General features: G+C 51.4%; 18 protein-coding genes, 1 tRNA gene and 1 riboswitch. Of the genes, 9 read left to right on the top strand and 10 right to left on the bottom strand.

Annotated features, from left to right (window positions below; translation table 11 throughout):
• Positions 1-33 precede the first annotated feature (33 nt).
• The gene (gene yeaG, locus H0248_RS00485; RefSeq protein WP_180784260.1) at positions 34-1,968 is read right to left on the bottom strand and encodes a protein kinase YeaG; all 1,935 of its coding nucleotides are present in this window, start codon (positions 1,966-1,968) and stop codon (positions 34-36) included.
• A gap of 454 nt (positions 1,969-2,422) precedes the next feature.
• On the opposite strand from yeaG, the gene H0248_RS00490 reads away from it, so the two are divergent.
• Together H0248_RS00490 and H0248_RS00495 are read left to right on the top strand one after the other, a co-directional pair.
• A complete protein-coding gene (locus H0248_RS00490) occupies positions 2,423-3,172 on the top strand; it encodes a MipA/OmpV family protein (protein WP_180784261.1) in 750 nt (249 codons plus the stop codon).
• A 158-nt stretch (positions 3,173-3,330) separates the two neighbouring features.
• Positions 3,331-4,182 carry an aldo/keto reductase gene (locus tag H0248_RS00495; protein WP_180784262.1) on the top strand — a complete coding sequence of 284 codons (852 nt, stop codon included), beginning with the start codon at positions 3,331-3,333 and terminating at the stop codon, positions 4,180-4,182.
• Between the two features lie 81 nt (positions 4,183-4,263).
• Here the strand turns inward: H0248_RS00495 and H0248_RS00500 are convergent, their stop codons facing one another.
• The gene (locus tag H0248_RS00500; RefSeq protein ID WP_180784263.1) at positions 4,264-5,133 is read right to left on the bottom strand and encodes a D-hexose-6-phosphate mutarotase; all 870 of its coding nucleotides are present in this window, start codon (positions 5,131-5,133) and stop codon (positions 4,264-4,266) included.
• A 107-nt stretch (positions 5,134-5,240) separates the two neighbouring features.
• The gene (gapA, locus tag H0248_RS00505) at positions 5,241-6,236 is read right to left on the bottom strand and encodes a glyceraldehyde-3-phosphate dehydrogenase (RefSeq protein ID WP_010295247.1); all 996 of its coding nucleotides are present in this window, start codon (positions 6,234-6,236) and stop codon (positions 5,241-5,243) included.
• 344 nt (positions 6,237-6,580) lie between these two features.
• Here gapA and msrB point away from each other — a divergent pair, with 344 nt between their 5' ends.
• Complete coding sequence (gene msrB, locus H0248_RS00510; RefSeq protein WP_180784264.1) at positions 6,581-7,000, top strand: peptide-methionine (R)-S-oxide reductase MsrB; 420 nt, start codon at positions 6,581-6,583, stop codon at positions 6,998-7,000.
• Between the two features lie 136 nt (positions 7,001-7,136).
• The gene (locus tag H0248_RS00515) at positions 7,137-7,415 is read left to right on the top strand and encodes a YeaC family protein (protein WP_010275380.1); all 279 of its coding nucleotides are present in this window, start codon (positions 7,137-7,139) and stop codon (positions 7,413-7,415) included.
• Positions 7,416-7,466: 51 nt separating this feature from the next.
• Here the strand turns inward: H0248_RS00515 and pncA are convergent, their stop codons facing one another.
• The 3 genes from pncA to sppA form a co-directional block, all read right to left on the bottom strand.
• Complete coding sequence (gene pncA / locus H0248_RS00520) at positions 7,467-8,114, bottom strand: bifunctional nicotinamidase/pyrazinamidase (protein WP_180784265.1); 648 nt, start codon at positions 8,112-8,114, stop codon at positions 7,467-7,469.
• 18 nt (positions 8,115-8,132) lie between these two features.
• Positions 8,133-9,152: an asparaginase gene (ansA, locus tag H0248_RS00525; RefSeq protein WP_180784266.1), complete on the bottom strand. Its 1,020-nt coding sequence runs from the start codon at positions 9,150-9,152 to the stop codon at positions 8,133-8,135.
• Positions 9,153-9,385: 233 nt separating this feature from the next.
• Positions 9,386-11,236 (bottom strand): signal peptide peptidase SppA, encoded by a 1,851-nt coding sequence (gene sppA, locus H0248_RS00530; RefSeq protein WP_180784267.1) that lies wholly within the window; start codon positions 11,234-11,236, stop codon positions 9,386-9,388.
• A gap of 268 nt (positions 11,237-11,504) precedes the next feature.
• Here sppA and H0248_RS00535 point away from each other — a divergent pair, with 268 nt between their 5' ends.
• From H0248_RS00535 to H0248_RS00545, 3 genes are all read left to right on the top strand, one after another.
• Positions 11,505-12,056 carry an NAD(P)H nitroreductase gene (locus H0248_RS00535; RefSeq protein ID WP_039464123.1) on the top strand — a complete coding sequence of 184 codons (552 nt, stop codon included), beginning with the start codon at positions 11,505-11,507 and terminating at the stop codon, positions 12,054-12,056.
• A gap of 96 nt (positions 12,057-12,152) precedes the next feature.
• Entirely contained in the window at positions 12,153-14,078 is a 1,926-nt protein-coding gene (locus H0248_RS00540) for a DNA topoisomerase III (RefSeq protein ID WP_180784268.1), read from the top strand.
• Positions 14,075-14,365, top strand: a complete 291-nt coding sequence (locus H0248_RS00545; RefSeq protein ID WP_180784269.1) for a DUF1496 domain-containing protein — start codon at positions 14,075-14,077, stop codon at positions 14,363-14,365. The genes H0248_RS00540 and H0248_RS00545 overlap by 4 nt, the downstream gene beginning before the upstream one ends.
• A gap of 131 nt (positions 14,366-14,496) precedes the next feature.
• On the opposite strand, the gene xthA is transcribed toward H0248_RS00545, so the two are convergent.
• Positions 14,497-15,303 carry an exodeoxyribonuclease III gene (gene xthA, locus H0248_RS00550; RefSeq protein WP_180784270.1) on the bottom strand — a complete coding sequence of 269 codons (807 nt, stop codon included), beginning with the start codon at positions 15,301-15,303 and terminating at the stop codon, positions 14,497-14,499.
• A gap of 301 nt (positions 15,304-15,604) precedes the next feature.
• Positions 15,605-15,700: riboswitch (glycine riboswitch) on the top strand.
• Positions 15,701-15,721: 21 nt separating this feature from the next.
• Here xthA and H0248_RS00555 point away from each other — a divergent pair.
• On the top strand, positions 15,722-16,348 hold the full coding sequence (locus H0248_RS00555) for a trimeric intracellular cation channel family protein (protein ID WP_039277547.1): 627 nt from the start codon (positions 15,722-15,724) through the stop codon (positions 16,346-16,348).
• A gap of 187 nt (positions 16,349-16,535) precedes the next feature.
• On the opposite strand, the gene H0248_RS00560 is transcribed toward H0248_RS00555, so the two are convergent.
• The 3 genes from H0248_RS00560 to H0248_RS00570 all read right to left on the bottom strand — a co-directional run bounded on the left by H0248_RS00560 (position 16,536) and on the right by H0248_RS00570 (position 18,175).
• A tRNA-Tyr gene (locus tag H0248_RS00560) sits at positions 16,536-16,620 on the bottom strand.
• 155 nt (positions 16,621-16,775) lie between these two features.
• Entirely contained in the window at positions 16,776-17,624 is an 849-nt protein-coding gene (gene purU, locus H0248_RS00565; protein ID WP_180784271.1) for a formyltetrahydrofolate deformylase, read from the bottom strand.
• An 83-nt stretch (positions 17,625-17,707) separates the two neighbouring features.
• Positions 17,708-18,175 (bottom strand): YchJ family protein, encoded by a 468-nt coding sequence (locus H0248_RS00570; protein ID WP_180784272.1) that lies wholly within the window; start codon positions 18,173-18,175, stop codon positions 17,708-17,710.
• Between the two features lie 132 nt (positions 18,176-18,307).
• On the opposite strand from H0248_RS00570, the gene rssA reads away from it, so the two are divergent.
• On the top strand, positions 18,308-19,213 hold the full coding sequence (gene rssA / locus H0248_RS00575) for a patatin-like phospholipase RssA (protein WP_180784273.1): 906 nt from the start codon (positions 18,308-18,310) through the stop codon (positions 19,211-19,213).
• The last annotated feature ends 18 nt before the right edge of the window (positions 19,214-19,231 follow it).

The raw sequence follows: 19,231 nt of genomic DNA on the forward strand, positions 1-19,231 counted from the left end.
TCCCCCAAACGCTGTTGCCAGCATCGTGCGTCATTATGATGACTTCCTCACCCGCAGATACCATTCGCACAGCAAACGAACCTGTTTCCGGGTGTAGCCTTTCTCCATCATGCGATCGACGAAGTCATCATGTTTTTTCTGTTCATCCGTTGAGGTTTTGGTGTTAAACGAAATCACAGGCAGCAGCTCTTCCGTATTGGAAAACATCTTCTTCTCAATGACCGTACGCAGCTTCTCGTAACTGGTCCAGTTTGGATTCCGGCCGCTATTGTTGGCACGGGCGCGCAGGACAAAGTTGACGATCTCGTTACGGAAGTCTTTAGGGTTGCTGATGCCCGCAGGCTTCTCGATCTTTTCCAGCTCGGCGTTTAACGATTCGCGGTCAAACAGTTGGCCCGTATCTGGGTCACGGTACTCCTGATCCTGAATCCAGAAATCCGCATAGGTAACATAACGGTCAAAAATGTTCTGGCCGTATTCGGAATAGGATTCGAGGTAGGCGGTCTGGATCTCTTTACCGATAAATTCGGCGTATTTCGGTGTCAGATAGCCTTTCAGGTGCTCTAAATACTTATCTGCCAGCTCCTGCGGGAACTGTTCGCGCTCGATCTGTTGCTCCAGCACGTAGAACAGGTGCACTGGGTTAGCCGCGACTTCGCTGTGATCGAAGTTAAAGACGCGCGACAGAATCTTGAATGCGAAGCGGGTCGACAGACCGTTCATTCCCTCATCTACACCCGCATAGTCGCGATATTCCTGATAGGACTTCGCCTTCGGATCGGTATCTTTCAGGCTTTCGCCGTCGTAAACCCGCATCTTGGAGTAGATGCTGGAGTTTTCAGGATCTTTCAGCCGCGACAGAATAGAGAAGCGGGCCAGCGTTTCCAGCGTGCCGGGCGCGCAAGGGGCGTGCGTCAGTTCGCTGTGATCCAGCAACTTGTCGTAGATCTTGACCTCTTCAGACACGCGCAGGCAGTACGGCACCTTCACGATATACACGCGGTCAAGAAACGCTTCATTGTTCTTGTTGTTACGGAACTGCACCCATTCGGATTCATTGGAGTGCGCCAGAATAATTCCGTTGAACGGCAGGGCGGCAATGCCTTCCGTCCCGTTATAGTTGCCTTCTTGTGTCGCAGTCAGCAGCGGGTGAAGAACCTTGATCGGCGCTTTGAACATTTCGACGAATTCCATAATGCCCTGGTTCGCCCGGCACAATGCGCCGGAGTAGCCGTAGGCATCGGGATCGTTCTGAGCATAGTGCTCCAGCTTGCGGATATCGACTTTACCGACCAGCGCTGAAATGTCCTGATTGTTCTCATCACCGGGCTCGGTTTTCGCGATCCCGATTTGCGCCAGAATCGATGGCCACACTTTGACGACTTTGAACTTGGTAATGTCGCCGCCAAATTCCTGAAGGCGTTTTGCTGCCCACGGTGACATGATGGTGCCGAGGTAGCGCCGTGGAATGGCATACTCTTTCTCAAGTATTGTGGCATCTTCCTGCGGGTTGAACAGGCAGAGCGGATGATCATTCACCGGGCTGCGTTCGCCGTTGGCACTGAGGATGTAAATCGGTACGCGCTGCATTAGCGCTTTCAGGCGTTCGGCAAGAGACGATTTCCCGCCGCCGACTGGCCCCAACAGATACAGAATCTGTTTCTTCTCTTCTAATCCCTGCGCGGCATGTTTCAGGTAAGAGACAATCTGTTCGATGGCCTCTTCCATACCGTAAAATTCTTCAAAAGCAGGGTAGCGAGCAATCACCCGGTTTGAGAATAGGCGCGACATTCGTGATTCTTGGGCGGTATCCACCATTACAGGTTCACCGATAGCCGTTAACAAGCGTTCAGCCGCGTTCGCATAAGCATTGCGATCCTGCTGACAGATGGTAAGGAATTCCTGCAGAGTGAACTCTTCGTCCTTGGCAGCGTCGTAGCGCTGGCGGTAGTGATCAAATATGTTCATAGTGATGCCCGTCCTTCGTCGATTAGCACAGATTAAGAGAGCGTGTGGAATATATGCCTATTAATGTATTGCCCTCCGAAAGAAGAAATCTCCTGAGTCCAGCAACCCTTATGCCAACTTGTCGCGTCAGGGCGTCGTGATTTTATTCATTCCTGCTGGTCAGGAAGACGTCACCTTCTGTATTAAAGCGTAGTTTGCATCCGTAAAATTTCCTCTAGTCCACAGACGTATTTTTAAGATATTTCAAGGACTCACTTTCAGGAAAATCCGTGTAGCATGACTGAGAATGGGCGCTCAGCCTTAAGAACACAGCCTCTTACCGACGTTAGCGCACGTAAAACCTATCGAATATATCGGTTATTCGTTAATGTTATTTTTATATAACCTGAATGCGAACGTGTGTAATTGGCTATCATGTTTCATGATATTTATCTGTAATAGGAAATAGAAAACTGTGAAAAAACCTCAACTATGTGTGCTGGCCGCGCTGATTTCGGGTGCTGTGGTCCTGCCTTCAGCCTATGCCGCCGATGTCTCTCTGGGCCTCGGCGCTGTGGGCTCAACGTCCGTGTACCGTGGTGTTGATAATGACGTTTATCCGCTTCCTGTACTGAATTATGAAAGTGAAAATTTTTATTTCCGCGGGCTGGGTGGTGGATATTACCTGTGGAATGACGGCGCAAATCGTTTCTCTTTAACGGCCTATTACCTGCCTTTAGGGTTTAAGCCGGGAGATAGCGACGATCTGCGTATGAAGCAGTTGGACAAACGCCGCAGTACGCTGATGGCGGGGGCGGCTTATCGTCATACTGCCGACTGGGGTGAAATTCGTACCGTGCTGGCAGGGGATACGCTGGATTACAGCAACGGCTTCGCGTGGGATACCGCTTACCTTTACCGTTTCTCAATGGGCGATCTGAGCATCACTCCAGGTATTGGTGCGACCTGGTTTAGTGAAAACATGAACCAGTATTACTACGGTGTGAGTGCGCAAGAATCTTCGCGTTCTGGCTTTAACCAATACAGCCCTGGTGATGGCTGGGCTCCGTATCTTGAACTGAGTGCAGGTTATGAAATTAACCAAAGCTGGAGCGCCTGGGCTGTGGGCCGTTATACGCGTCTGTCTGACGAAATGAAAGACAGCCCGATTGTTGATAGTAACCACAGCATCTTAATGAGCGCAGGCGTCAGCTATCGCTTCTGATGCTTTTCGTGAGCGCTTTTAATGCTCTTCGTAAGCATAGTGCATCTGCCGTACAATAATGGGGTGATATCACCCCATTTGCACATTTATGGTGCGCCAAACGCCATGTTAGGTTGACGGCAAACCCGTTAGGTTGACGGCAGGCAAGGGAGGAACGTGTGACAAAAGCGATTCGTTTTCCAGATGACACCCGCGTACCGGCGATCGGTCAGGGAACGTGGTACATGGGCGAAGATGCCCGAATGAAAGCGCAGGAAGTGACGGCGCTGCAAGCGGGTATCGATCTTGGGTTAACGCTGATTGATACGGCCGAAATGTATGCGGAAGGCAGAGCGGAGGACGTCGTCGGTGAAGCGATACGTGGCCGCCGTGATAGCGTTTATCTGGTGTCGAAAGTCTATCCGCACAATGCGGGAGGCGAAAAAGCGATACAGGCGTGTGAACGCAGCCTGAAGCGACTGCAAACCGAGCGCATTGACCTGTATCTGCTACATTGGCGCGGTGGCATCCCGTTAGTGGATACGATTGCGGCGATGGAGCGATTACAGCAGGCGGGAAAAATCGGCCAGTGGGGCGTCTCCAATCTCGATCTTGAGGATATGCAGGAGCTCTGGTCGCTAAACGGCGGACAGCGCTGCATGACCAATCAGGTGCTTTACCATCTGGCATCGCGCGGTATTGAGTTTGATTTGTTACCGTGGTGTCAGCAACAGCAGCTTCCGGTAATGGCGTATTGTCCGCTGGCGCAGGCAGGGCGCTTGCGTGATGGGTTATTCTCGCATCCGGTAGTGAACCGCATTGCACGCGAACAGAGCATCACGCCTGCTCAACTGCTACTGGCGTGGGTAATTCGTCAACCGGGCGTGATCGCGATACCTAAAGCAAGTTCTGTCACGCATGTTCAGGAAAATGCGCAAGCACTGGACGTGCTGTTGTCTGATGAAGATATTGCGCAGTTAGATCAGGCCTTCCCTCCGCCGACGTGCAAACAGCATCTGGATGTGGTGTAGTTGAGGCGAAAGGATTGGCAGAATAGGTGTATGGCGAAATCGCCATACACCTTAATAGTTTGGATATCGCTATAGCGGTGATTATTTCTTGATGCGGATAACCGTTGCCAAACGCGCTGGCGCGTTGGCGGATGCGACAAACGGTTGATTAATGCGCGCAGTTTCCACACACACGAACGTTTTATATCCCTCATCGGTCATATCGCTAATCGTACGAGAGAGCTCAGCTCCGGGGTTCCATGACACGACATCGCTATGGTGCGTATGGTGCACTTCGATAGTACGTTTCAGCACTGCGTCATGTACCACACTGGTGTCCTGCGGCTGGGTATAAATGCGGTCTGTACGGTCGGTAAAGACCAGATCGCCTTGCTGCGTTGCCAGCTTGCCCTGATCCACTTTATCAATGAAAGACTCACCCAGGCCAGCAATGCGGATATTGCTGATATCGCCGATATTGAAATAGGTATGCAGCGCGCTGGTAATGCTGTAATCACCATGCGCTTCCAGTTCAATGCCACATTCCTTGCCCAGCTTGAAGCGGGCGATGAGCGTGAACGCATGCGGCCAGCTCTTGCGCGTTTCTTCATTATCCTGCAGCGTGAACGTGAGCTGTACGCCGTGTTCATCTTCGCTGTGGGCGGTAAATTCCCACGGCAGCAGACGGGCAAAACCGTGATTAGGATCGGCGAAAGGGCCAAACCAAGGGAAACAGATTGGAACACCGCCGCGAATAGCAACGTGATGAGTAAAAGGCGTATTGTCGCTTAGCCAGAGCACCGGCTCTTCGTTTGTTGGCTGCCAACTGAGCAGGTGCGCACCTTGTAATGCGACTGCCGCGCGCACTTCAGGGTGATCAACGACAATGATGGGTAATTGGTCCAACTGACGCTGGGTGAGGGTGGCGCTAATTTGCTTCGTTACGGGGAGTGAGAACATTGTGTTATGCATGATAGTGCCTTTTTTTGATTGTTTTTCGTGGTAAAAAGAAATCTGCAATAAACAATAAAAAAGGGCGACATCACGTCGCCCTTTTTTCACAGAATCATCGCTGACGCTTATTTAGAGATGTGAGCGATCAGATCCAGAACTTTGTTTGAGTAACCAGTTTCGTTATCGTACCAGGAAACCAGTTTCACAAAGTTGTCGCTCAGAGCGATACCCGCTTTAGCATCGAATACGGAAGTCAGTTTTTCACCGTTGAAATCGGTAGAAACTACTTCGTCTTCGGTGTAGCCCAGAACGCCTTTCAGCTCACCTTCAGAAGCGGCTTTGATTGCTGCACAAATTTCTTTGTAAGAAGCAGGTTTTTCCAGACGTGCAGTCAGGTCAACAACAGAAACGTTCGGGGTAGGAACGCGGAACGCCATACCAGTCAGTTTGCCGTTCAGCTCAGGAATCACTTTACCTACTGCTTTAGCAGCACCGGTAGAAGATGGGATGATGTTCTGTGCTGCGCCGCGGCCGCCGCGCCAGTCTTTGTGAGACGGGCCATCAACCGTTTTCTGCGTTGCAGTGGTTGCGTGAACGGTGGTCATCAGTGCTTCAACGATACCGAAGTTGTCGTTGATAACTTTTGCCAGCGGAGCCAGGCAGTTGGTGGTGCAAGATGCGTTAGAAACGATTTCCTGACCAGCGTAAGTTTTGTGGTTTACGCCCATAACGAACATTGGGGTATCATCTTTAGATGGACCAGTCAGAACGACTTTCTTCGCACCAGCAGCGATGTGTTTACGTGCAGTGTCGTCAGTCAGGAACAGGCCAGTTGCTTCAGCAACAACGTCTACGTTGACTTCGTTCCACTTCAGGTTTGCAGGATCGCGCTCTGCGGTAACACGAATGGTTTTGCCGTTAACAACCAGGTGGCCATCTTTAACTTCAACGGTGCCGTTGAAACGACCATGAGTTGAGTCGTACTTCAGCATGTACGCCATGTAATCAGCATCTAACAGGTCGTTGATTGCAACGATCTCAATGTCAGAACGCTCTTGCGCAGCGCGAAAAACAATACGGCCGATACGGCCAAAACCGTTGATACCTACTTTGATAGTCATATATTCCACCAGCTATTGGTTTGTGAATAAAAGGTTGGTTGTAAAATTACAAAAACCTTGCTGAGCGTCAAGCGGAATCGTGTCAATAGTTGCTGTAAGTCAAACCTATGACCAAACTTTGTGCGAAAACCGCTCGACCCTGTAACTAAGTAACATCTAAGCCTGATATGAGGGTGAAATGCATCATATAAAGCCTGTGTGATCTCAATATGTGATGTGCATCACAATTAAATATTGATGCTAATAACATTCCTAATATTAGGTCAGAACAGCCTGTTAGGTTGTTAATTTTTTGTTATAATCAATGATTAATTGAATTGATAACACCCGCCGTGAGACTTCCTATGACTAACGACTCTGCTTCACGTACCCCATCCGACAATACTGAATTGACAGAGATGCAGCGCTATGTCACCCAGCAACGTGGTACGGAACCTGCGTTTTCAGGCAAATTGCTGCATAACAAGCGCACTGGCGCTTATCACTGCCTGTGCTGCCAGGCTCCGTTGTTTTATTCCGACAGCAAATACGACTCCGGCTGTGGCTGGCCGAGCTTCGATCAGCCCGTATCTTCAGAGGCGATTCGCTATCTGGAAGATGATTCACACAATATGCACCGTATCGAAATCCGCTGCGGGCAGTGTGATGCGCATCTGGGCCACGTTTTCCCTGATGGCCCGAAAACCACGGGCGAACGTTACTGCGTGAATTCGGCTTCACTGAGTTTCATCGACGACGTTGATGGCGAACGCGTTGACGGGTAATCTGTTTGCGATAGGTGCGACGGCGATAAGATAGATAATATCTTGCTTTAAACGATTCAGCTACTAAAAACGCTGTTAGCACAGCACAGAAACCCAATAAGAATAAACCTGATCTTTCTCGGAGCAGAAACCGGATATGGAACTCAATGATCTGATCGACGCCATGACGCCAGAAATTTACCAGCGGTTAGTCACGGCGGTGGAGTTGGGCAAATGGCCAGACGGTGTCGCGTTGACGGCTGAACAGAAAGAAAACTGCCTGCAAATGGTGATGATGTGGCAGGCTCGCCATAACGAACAGGCTGAGCACATGACGATTGGCACTGATGGCGAAATCGTGATGAAGAGCAAGCAGGAGCTGAAGCGCGAGTTTAACATCGCTGACGCTATTATTACGCTAAAACCCGACGCGTAAAACAGAAGCAGGCAGCCGCAACGGCTGCCGCTATTCCGGTTGTCAGTAGCGCTAGTGAGCTGCTGACACCGTAGTAAGAAACTGCGTCATATCCGTCAGTATCGCCCCACGCTGTGCCATTTCCCGTAACGCAGATTCGCTGTCATCAGGCGAAAGATTCACGCCACGACAGCCATCCACCAAGACTTCGGTGTGATAGCCCAGCGCAATCGCATCCAGCACGCTGAACTTGACGCAATAATCGGTCGCCAGCCCCAGAATAATCAAATGGGTGATCTGGTTGGCGTGTAGCCACGCATCCAATTCGGTTTTCACCCGATGTCCATTATCGAAAAAAGCGCTATAGCTGTCGATCTCCGGCTGAGTCCCTTTTTGTACGATCCACTGAATCGCTGACTGATTCAGTGCTGGATGAAAATCAGCGCCGGTGGTTCCCTGCACGCAGTGAACGGGCCACCAGATCTGCGGCCATCCGTTTAACTCACCGAGTTCTCCGACCTTGGTATGCGCATTAACAGCAAAACTGCCGTGATTCGCGGGGTGCCAATCCTGACTGGCAATTACTGGAACGCCAGCGGCTACGCAGGCTTCAATAGCGCGATTAGCCACCTCAATGACGCGGTCGCCTTCATTAACAGCCAATGCACCGTCGGGACAAAAATCATTTTGCAGATCAACTAATAGCAATGCTTTCTTCATTACGACTCCGTGATTAACTCAGTCTTTATCGCTCAATTCCCCATGCAGGTTCTGCTGCGTCAACTGGCGAATGTCATCGGCGCTTAGGTCCTGCTGGCTCAGTAAGTAATGCAGTTTGGTCAATGCCGCCTCAACGGTCATATCAAAGCCACTGATAACGCCCGCATGCGCCAGCGCATTGCCCGTCGCATAGCCGCCCATGTTTACGCGCCCTGAAATGCACTGCGTCAGGTTGACGACCACAATACCGCGTGCGGAGGCTTCACGTAATTCGTGCAGCAGCCCGGGGCTTTGCGGCGCGTTGCCAACGCCGTAGGAGCGCAGGATAAGTGCTTTCACCGGCTGACGGAGGAAATTGCTGATGACATCGGCAGAAATGCCGGGGTAAATCGTAATCACCCCGATAGGCTGTGGCGTAATGTGATGCACTTTCAGTGGCGGACAGTTGTTACATTCCACGGTCGGTGCCAGCCGACGAATATGGATACCGGCTTCGAGCAGCGGCGGATAGTTGGGGGAGGCGAAGGCATCAAAGCCATCCGCGTGAGCTTTGGTGGTGCGGTTGCCGCGCAGCAGTTTGTTATTGAAGAAGAGGGCGACTTCATTAATCGGATGATTAGCCGCAACGTACAGCGCGTTCAGCAGGTTGGTCTGACCGTCCGAGCGCAATTCCGCTAACGGGATTTGTGACCCTGTCACGATAACCGGCTTGGCAAGATTTTCCAGCATAAACGAGAGCGCGGAGGCGGTGAACGCCATCGTGTCAGTACCATGCAGAATCACGAAACCATCGTAGTCATCGTAATGGTTTTGAATATCGTCCGCGATGGATTGCCAATCCGCTGGCGTCATATCAGACGAATCGATCAACGGATCATATTCATGAATCGTGAACGACGGCATCTCTTCGCGGTGGAATTCCGGCATTTTTGCCAACTGCTGTTGTAAATGACCGGATACCGGAACATAGCCATTAGCAGAGCGCTGCATGCCGATGGTGCCGCCCGTATAGGCGACATAAATGGATTTCTTTCGCATGGTGGTGTGAGTCAGGATTAAACCGAGAATTATAGAGGGAAAAACAGCCCGATAATACTATCATAAGCAATGACTATTACCGGGCTATACCCGTCATACTTCAAGCTGCTTGTGCGTTGGCAGCGTTCAGTCACCCGAATCACTTACCTGAGTAAGCTCATCGGGATGCCTTCTCTTGCCGCCTTCACGCAACTCGAATTATTTAGGGTACATATTGGCGGCTACTGTAAACGCTACCGGACTTCTCCGCAGGTGAGGCAAAATGCGTACCGGTTCTGCGGGTCGTTCAGGTTATTCATGATGGACGGCTGTGACCGCATGGCTTCCGCCAGCTGTGCGACCGGTGCTGGCAGCATAGACTGGACGGCAACGGGCAGCAGGGCGTACACGGAGGCGTTCACCTGATTCAGCATCGTGTCCAGCAGACCCGGCTGCTCGGCATACCAGTTCAACTGATACTGTCCCAGTTTTGCCAGCTCAGCCGCTTTCTTCACGGCATCATCAAAATCACCGATCTGATCGACCAAACCATTTTCTTTCGCGTCGCTACCGATCCAGACGTGACCTTGCGCGATCTGATCGATTTGCTCAGGCGTTTTCTTACGCGCCTGCGCCACGATATCAATGAAGTTCTTATAACCGCGTTCGATACTTAACTGCATCATCTGCGAGAATTCAGGTGGCAGTGATTTCGTGATCGACAGATCGGCCAGTGGCGAGGTCGCTACGCCATCCGTGTGGACGCCAAGGTTTTCCAGCGAATCTTCGAACGTGGTAATCACGCCAAAAATACCGATAGAACCTGTCAGCGTACTGGCGCTGGAGATGATTGCGTTTGCTGGCGTTGAGATCCAGTAGCCGCCCGATGCTGCCATACCGCCCATGGAGACCACGATCGGTTTACCTGCCAAACGGAGCGCCATCAATTCTGAACGAATCAGCTCCGACGCGGTGACGCTACCGCCAGGGCTATTGACGCGCAGTACCAGCGCTTTGACTTTAGGATCGAGGCGCGCGGCGCGGATCTGTGCCGCCGTGGTATCGCCACCGACCATTCCCGGTGTTTCCGGGCCATCAATTATGGCGCCATTGGCAAATACAACCGCGATCTGGTTGTTATTTTGCACCGGTGGTTTGATGGTGTAGTCGTAAATGCTGATGAAATTAAAGTTGTTCTTCTGGCTATTCCAGCCGAACGCTTTAACCAGCGATTGCTCGGTCACGGAACGTGATGCCACTTCATCGACCAGCTTGTTATCCAGCGCATAGCGTGCGGTATCGCCCTGGACGGCCTGCAAGCCTGCAATGATGTTGGTTGCACCCGGGAAGAGCTGCTGAGGCGTAATCTGGCGGTTAGCGGAAACGGTATTTAAATACTGCTGCCACAGCGCATTGATCCAACGACCATCGGCATCGCGCGCCGCAGGCGACATATCGTCACGCAGATACGGTTCAACGGCTGACTTATAAGTTCCCACGCGGAAGATATTGGTGGTCACTTTCAGCTTGTCCAGCATGGACTTGAAGTAGAGATTGTTGGTCGCGAAACCGTGTAGATCAACACTGCCTTGTGGCGTCAATGACACCGTATTGGCAAAACTGGCCAAATAGTATTGAGACTGGTTGTAGCTGTCGCCGACCGCATAAATAGGCTTACCGCTATCGCGAAATTCGCGCAGCGCCTTGCCGATATATTGCAGAGACGGCTGGTCGGCACCGGTAAAGTCGCTGAGATCCAGCACCACTCCCGTGATGTTGTCGTCACTCTTTGCCTGACGAATACTGTCGACAATATCGAACAGTGAGTTTTCCTGACGACGGTTGTTCGATGCGCCAAAGAATTCACGTCCTAATTGACGCAGTTTGTTGTTAACGGTGGGTTGATCAACAACTACACCCGTCAGATCGACCAGCAGCGCACCCTTCGTGGCCTCTTCCGGCGTCGTTTTTACCTGTGAGTAGATCCCAACACCAACTAAAATCAGAGCAATAAGGAAAATATTGAGAATAAATTCTCTGATAAAATTAAGCAGACGCCATGTCCACTTAAAAAATCCGCTAAAAATTCGCCACAATGTGCGCATGATATCTCCATGAACGGGTAAACAGCGTGTGCCCTACGTCCTTCAACTCGCCCTCTGGCAAGTGATGAAGCACAAGGAGTGATAGTATCCTAATGAGCGGACAGTAAAAAGTCAGCATTAAATCGCCGCAGAAGCGCGCCCTGTCGGGGTTATCTTGTAACAAAACTTCTACTTGTGCTAACGTGGCGCGCAACGTTGCCGTACAGTCGTTTCTACCGTAGAAGTGGGTTGTACCGCAGAAATTATATTGCCAGACAGGAGATGTGCGATGGATGCTCTTGAATTGCTATTGAATCGTCGTTCGGCCTCGCGCCTGACCGCGCCAGCACCGACGGGTGACGCATTGAATAACATTATCCACGCCGGTATGCGTGCGCCGGATCATGGTGCCATGCAGCCGTGGCGCTTTTTTATGATCGAAAATGACGGTTTGGATCGTTTTAGCTCGCTACTGACGCGTGCGGCGCAGCAGGAAGGGTTGGACGAAGCCGGTATCGATAAAGCGCGTCAGGCACCTTATCGTGCACCGCTGATTATCACCGTTGTTGCGCATTGCGAAGAGAACCCGAAAGTCCCGCTTTGGGAGCAAATTGTCTCCGCAGGCTGTGCGGTTCAGGCCATGCAGATGGCGGCATTGGCGCAGGGTTTTAACGGTATCTGGCGTAGCGGTGCCTGGACGCACAATTCGCTGGTGCGTGAAGCGTTCAACTGCCGTGAACAGGATGAAATTGTCGGTTTCCTCTATCTGGGGACGCCGGTGCTTAAAGCATCGACGACGGTCACGCCGCTTGATACCGACGCGTTTGTTCATTACTTCTGATCGTCATCTCTTGAATAATATCGATTTCCACCCCGTTTTACAGCGTGCTTTCCCGCGAGTTACGCGGGAAATGCCCAGTCTGCTCGATGGTGAATAATGCGACTTTTTATTGCCGAAAAGCCCAGCCTCGCGCGGGCGATTGCAGACGTGTTACCCAAACCGCATCGACGCGGCGATGGCTTTATTGCCTGCGGCCAGAATGATGTTGTGACGTGGTGCGTGGGGCACCTGCTGGAGCAGGCACAGCCGGATGTTTATGATGCACGCTATGCCCGCTGGTCGCTTGCCGATCTCCCTATCATTCCCCAGAAATGGCTGTTGCAGCCGCGGCCCTCGGTCAGTAAACAGCTCAACATCATAAAAAAGCTCCTGAATGATGCTACCGAAGTGATTCACGCGGGAGACCCCGATCGTGAAGGACAACTGCTGGTGGACGAGGTGCTGGAATACCTTTCTCTGCCGGAAGAAAAACGCCAGCAGGTACGTCGTTGCCTGGTTAACGATCTCAACCCACAGGCGGTAGAACGTGCCGTTTCTCGTCTTCGCGAGAACCGAGAGTTCATCCCTTTGTGCGTGTCGGCGCTGGCGCGTTCCCGTGCAGATTGGCTCTACGGCATTAACATGACCCGTGCCTATACGATATTAGGGCGCAATGCGGGCTATGACGGCGTGCTGTCGGTTGGCCGCGTGCAGACGCCGGTGCTGGGGCTGGTGGTGCGCCGAGATGAAGAGATAGAAAACTTCGTTTCCAAAGATTACTTTGAAGTGAAAGCCCATATCGTGACGCCTGCCGATGAGCGTTTTGTTGCGCTATGGCAGCCCAGCGAGTCCTGTGAACCTTATCAGGATGAAGAAGGACGATTGCTGCATCGCTCGTTGGCGGAACATGTCGTCAAGCGTATCGAAGGCCAGCCTGCGATTGTTACCAGCTATAATGATAAACGGGAATCAGAAACCGCGCCGTTGCCTTACTCGCTGTCGACGTTACAGATCGAAGCCGCGAAGCGTTTCGGACTTAGCGCGCAGCAGGTGCTCGACGTGTGCCAGAAGCTCTATGAAACCCATAAGCTGATTACGTACCCGCGTTCTGACTGCCGCTATCTGCCAGAGGAACATTTTGCCGGGCGTCATGCTGTCTTGAATGCGATATCTGTACATCAGCCCGATCTGTTGCCACAGCCGGTAATGGATGTGGATCGACGTAATCGCTGCTGGGACGATGGTAAGGTCGATGCTCACCACGCGATTATTCCCACCGCCCGCAGTGCAAGTGCCTCGCTGACGGAGAATGAGCGCAAGGTGTATGGTCTAGTCGCGCGGCAGTACATCATGCAATTTTGCCCAGACGCCGTGTTTCGCAAGTGTGTCATTGAACTGGATATCGCGGGGGGTAAGTTTATTGCCAAAGCGCGGTTCTTGGCCGAAGCCGGGTGGCGCACGTTGTTAGGTGGCAAAGAGCGGGACGAAGAAAACGAAGGCATGCCGTTGCCTGTGGTGGCAAAAGGTGATGAGTTACTGTGTGAACGCGGCGAGGTCGTTGAGCGCCAAACACAGCCGCCGCGGCCGTTTACCGATGCCACGCTGCTATCGGCGATGACGGGCATCGCGCGTTTTGTGCAGGATAAAGAACTGAAGAAAATCCTGCGGGCGACCGATGGGTTAGGAACTGAGGCGACGCGCGCGGGTATTATCGAGTTATTGTTTAAACGGACATTTCTGTTTAAGAAAGCCCGCTATATTCACGCAAGTGAAGCGGGGCGGGCGTTGATTCACTCACTGCCTGCTAGCGCGGCGCATCCTGACATGACAGCACATTGGGAAGCTACGCTGACGCAAATCAGCGAGAAGAAATGTCGCTATCAGGATTTTATGCAACCGCTGACCCACTCCTTGCAGGCGCTGATTCAGCAAGCGAAACAGAACGGCGCGGTGAGAGCGTTTAAAGGACTTTCTGCACCGCCGTCAAGTGCTTCAAAACGGCGTAAGCCTCAGACTAAAAAAACGAAGGAGCAGGAGCAATGAAATCGTTAGTGTCTTTGTGTCTCGCCAGTGTGATGCTGGTGCTACCCACGCTGTCACAGGCTAATCGTGGCGGAACAGATATTGTGGTTCCTGTTCCACCGGAAGTGTGGGGTGCAGGGACCGCGGTGCGCGAGCAAAATAACACCTGCCTGCGCTGCTGTGTGTATGAAAATCGTAACTATTCTGAGGGCGCGGTGCTAAAGGTCGAAGGGGTGATTCTGCAATGCGTGCGTGACAAACAAACGCTGGGAACGAATAACCTGATATGGCAGTTGGTTAAGCAATAATCGTGCATTAAAAAGCACTACGACTACTATTTCTGCTAATTTTAATCACCGCTGTGGCTTTGATGCACAGCGGTGATGTTATTTTTACTGCGCATTACGTCTACAACGCATTGCCTTTACAACGAAAACGTCTACAACGAGAACTGTGCCCAGATCGGTGCATGGTCGGATGGTTTTTCCATTCCTCGAATATCGTAATCAATGCCAGTAGCGACGCAGCGTTCGGCCAGGAACGTACTGGCGAGAATCAGATCAATACGCAGGCCGCGGTTGTCATCAAACCCAGCAGAACGGTAGTCAAACCACGAAAAACGATCGTTGCTGTCTGGATTCGCGGCACGGAAGGTGTCGATAAGCCCCCAGCCTTGCAAACGCGCCATCCATTCACGTTCTTCCGGCAGGAAAGAACATTTACCCGTACGCAACCAGCGCTTACGGTTTTCTTCGCCGATGCCGATATCCAGATCGGTAGGGCTAATATTGACATCACCCATCACAATCAGCGGTTGTGTCGCGCTGTGGTGCTGTTCCAGATAGGTTTGTAGATCCTGATAAAAACGCGTCTTCGCGGGGAATTTTACCGGATGATCGCGGCTTTCTCCCTGTGGGAAATACCCATTAATGACCGTAAGCGTGCCGTACTCGGTGGCAAAATCCGCCATGATGATCCGGCGCTGTGCATCGTCTTCATCCGTTGGGAAACCGCGACGAACCGCAATGGGCTGCGTTTTACATAGCAGCGCGACGCCGTAGTGACCTTTTTGTCCGTGGTAATAAACGTGGTAGCCGTATTGGCTGACATCCTCTAACGGAAACATGTCATCGTGGACTTTGGTTTCCTGCAACCCGATCACATCCGGCTGGTGTTGTTCGATAATGGCGGCCAACTGATGAGGGCGCGCCCGCAGGCCATTGATATTAAAAGATACAACTTTCATGTTCGCTGCCATTCGCTAAAAAATGTGACCAGATGGTAGCAGAAAATGAGGGATGCCGTCACGGTGAGGCTGCGCTTTCGAGCGGTGTTGATGGGCTTATTGCTGTGGCTTCAGAGACGGTTGGCGCAGATGAGAATCGTTAAAAATAAGATTCACTTATATTCAGTTGAACACGAGGCTTGTCGACCGTTATACTCCGCACCTCGCAGGAGAGAGGGCGTATAGTATCAGTAATACTATAACGCTCCGCCGAAGGCGCAAACTCCCATAATCGCTCAGGCTACCCTAACTGCGAATTCCATTGAAGCCAACTGGAGAGAGGTTGCAACGCAACCCACCGAAGGGGCAAGCAGCACTGCTGCGTAAACTCTCAGGTAAAGCGGACAGAGGGAGTGGCACATTTCACAGGATAACTTGTGTGCTGACTTACATCTATTTGATCGCGATTACGGCAGAGGGGATGTCCGGGGCGCTGGCCGCCGGACGTCGTAATATGGATATTTTTGGCGTAGGCATGATTGCCTTCATCACCGCGCTTGGCGGTGGCACCGTTCGCGATATTCTTCTTGGTAATTATCCCATCGGCTGGACGCAGCATCCCGGCTATATCTACCTCACCATTGGTGCAGGCCTTTTCACGATTATCATTGCGCGCTTCATGCATCATCTGCACCGGCTCTTTCTGGTGCTGGATGCGATGGGGCTGATTGCCTTTACGGTTATTGGCTGCAACGTCGCACTGCAACTGAACTATTCAACGACGGTGGTGGTTATGGCGGGTATCGTAACCGGAATTTTCGGTGGGATATTGCGTGATATTTTCTGTAACCGTACGCCCATGGTGCTGAAAAAAGAGCTGTACGCCAGCGTCTCGCTTTTAGTCGCACTTCTCTATCTTGGGCTAAAGTCGCTTAACGTTAATCACGATATTAACCTGCTGGCGTCATTCAGTATTGGTTTGGCCGTGCGTCTGGCGGCAATCCGCTGGTCATGGCAGCTCCCTGTGTTCTCTTATGTTCCTGGGCGCTGGAAAGGGAAGGCATAAGGCTATTTTTTCCCTCATTCTATATGTCGCGCTGATTGTTGGTGCGAGTGACAGTGGGGGAAATAACGCTGCGCGTTGCTCAAAACCGTACCGGTTTTGTCGAACCTTGGTCGAAGGTTCTCACCTTCCCTTAACGGGAATTTGATACTTTGGTGTTGGGATGTAATTCAGAAGTGATACTGTGAAATGGTGGTGGGGGAAGGATTCGAACCTTCGAAGTCTGTGACGGCAGATTTACAGTCTGCTCCCTTTGGCCGCTCGGGAACCCCACCACTGGCCTTACTGCAAGAGGCTTTCGCTTCAAGCGGGACGCATCATATCAAATGACGCGCCCCTGTAAAGCGGTATATAGCAAAAATAAACGCGGTTGCCGTTTTTTTATTCCGTTCGGCGCATCCTTATACAAAAAAGATGCCCAATCAACCAATTACAGAATAATGGTACGGTTACCGTAGACAAAAACACGCTGTGCCAGCACGCGGTACAGCGCACGACTCAGAACATTTTTCTCAACGTCACGGCCTGCACGCATCATATCGTCGCCCGAATAAGTATGGTCGACATGAATGACGTCCTGCATGATGATTGGGCCTTCATCCAGATTATCGTTGACGTAGTGTGCCGTTGCGCCAATGATTTTTACGCCGCGCTCATAAGCCTGATGATAAGGGCGAGCTCCGATAAAGGCGGGTAAGAACGAATGGTGAATGTTGATCACCTGATTCGGGTAGTGCTGAACAAACGCCGGTGTCAGAACTCGCATATATTTCGCCAGCACGACGTAATCGGGTTTGTATTGATCGATCTGCGCGATCATCTTTTGATCGTGCTCTTCGCGAGTCAGTCCTTCATGGCTGACCAGATGGAAAGGAATATCAAATCGCTCGACCAGCGTCTGCAAAGTATCGTGGTTGCCAATGACGGCAGAGATTTCTACGTCCAAACCACCGTAGGTACTTTTCATCAACAGATCGCCCAGACAGTGGGCTTCTTTCGTGACCAGAACGACGATGCGACGACGTCCTGCTGCGGTTAATTCGCGAGAAGAGCCTTCGGGAAGCGCGCTATCCAGATCGGCTAACAGCGTAGTGTCGTTGAAAATCCCTTCCAATTCGGTCCGCATGAAAAAGCGACCAGTGCGATGATCGACAAACTCATTGTTTTGCACGATGTTCAGTTCGTGCTTATAACAAATATTCGTAATTTTCGCGATGAGCCCTTTTGCGTCGGGGCAAATGGTTCGTAATACTTTTCTTTGTATATTTTGGGATTGCATGAGCGTGTGGATCCTGTCCAAAAACTAAAATAACGATCTTATGGTAACGCAGCAATAAGGCCGCGTGGGCGATTGCCTGTGTTCTATTGTCCGCAACACTTTTTGTATTTTTTGCCGGAACCACACGGGCAAGGTTCATTTCTGCCTGTCTGTAAATGAACGCCGTCTATATAGTACCAGCGATTATGCTGCCGAAGGAAGCGTGAGCGCTCTCGCATCACTTCTGTTCGCTGGTTGTCGCTTTCAGATAGATAACGCGCGGCGAATTCCACATAGCCCTCATCGGGCGTTTTTCCGGGAGACGTTGCCAGTATAGTAAGGCCGAGCCATTGCGAATTCTGGCAACTTTCCACGAGGGACCCGCGCCATTTCTCGGGTTGAAGGTCGGGATGCCAGGTGGCAATAAGGTAATCGACATCGCGTTTAACATACGCGGTATAGCGCGATCGCATTAATATAGCGGGCTCAGCCGCTGTTGCGGCGTGCGTGATGTAGGGTTGACAGCATGCGTTATACTGCAATCCACTGCAACAGGGGCAAGATTCTGACACGACGTCTCCTGAAGAAAATTTAAGATAAAAACTGATAGATAATAAACAGATCACTATACAGGATGCCGATATGTTACCTAAGAAGCTCTACGTGTAGCAATGTGCGCTAAAATGAAGACAGGTGGATCGATCATGCAGCGGAAAAAAATTGGAATAGCCTTGGGATCAGGGGCAGCGAAAGGATGGGCGCATATTGGTGTGTTTAATGCGTTAACCGAAATGGGCGTAAAGGTTGATGTTGTGGCGGGTTGTTCTATTGGTGCTCTGGTTGGTGCGGCGTATGCCACAAACACTCTATCTTCGATGGATCGCTGGGTGAGAGCGTTTGGTTACTGGGACGTGATTCGACTGATGGATCTCTCTTGGCAGCGTGGCAGTTTGTTGCGTGGCGATCGTGTTTTTAATAGTGTGAAACGTTTGTTACACACAACACAGATTGAAGACTGTGATATCAAATATGGCGTAGTGACGACAAATCTTAGTACAGGACGTGAACTCTGGCTGACGGAAGGCGATTTGCATCAGGCTATGCGCGCGTCTTGCAGTATGCCAGGCCTGCTATCCCCCGTTCGATTTAACGATTACTGGCTGGTGGATGGCGCGGTGGTTAACCCTGTTCCCGTTTCTCTGGCGAGAGCAATGGGGGCCGATATCGTGATCGCGGTTGATCTCCAGCACGATGCGAGCCTTAATCATCAGGATTTACTGTCGATCAAACCGACGGCGTCCGACATTGATGTGGAGAATGTTCCACAAGATTGGCGTAGCAGAATTCGGGAACGCTTACTGCGGGGCCGCCGTCAACCGGCGGAAAGTTCGCCAACGGCGATGGAGATAATGAGTACGTCGATCCAGATTCTGGAAAATCGCTTGAAAATGACACGGATGGCAGGCGATCCGCCTGATGTGTTGCTGCAACCGCATTGTCCCCAGATTGCGACCTTAGATTTTCATCGGGCGCAGGAGGCGATTGAAGCGGGTTATAAGGCGGTGCAAAAGATGCGTGATGAATTGTTACCGCTAGTGAAAGTGTCATAGTGAAGAAGGCAGGGTGTG

The sequence above is a fragment of the Pectobacterium brasiliense genome (assembly GCF_013449685.1).
GTDB lineage: Bacteria > Pseudomonadota > Gammaproteobacteria > Enterobacterales > Enterobacteriaceae > Pectobacterium > Pectobacterium brasiliense_A.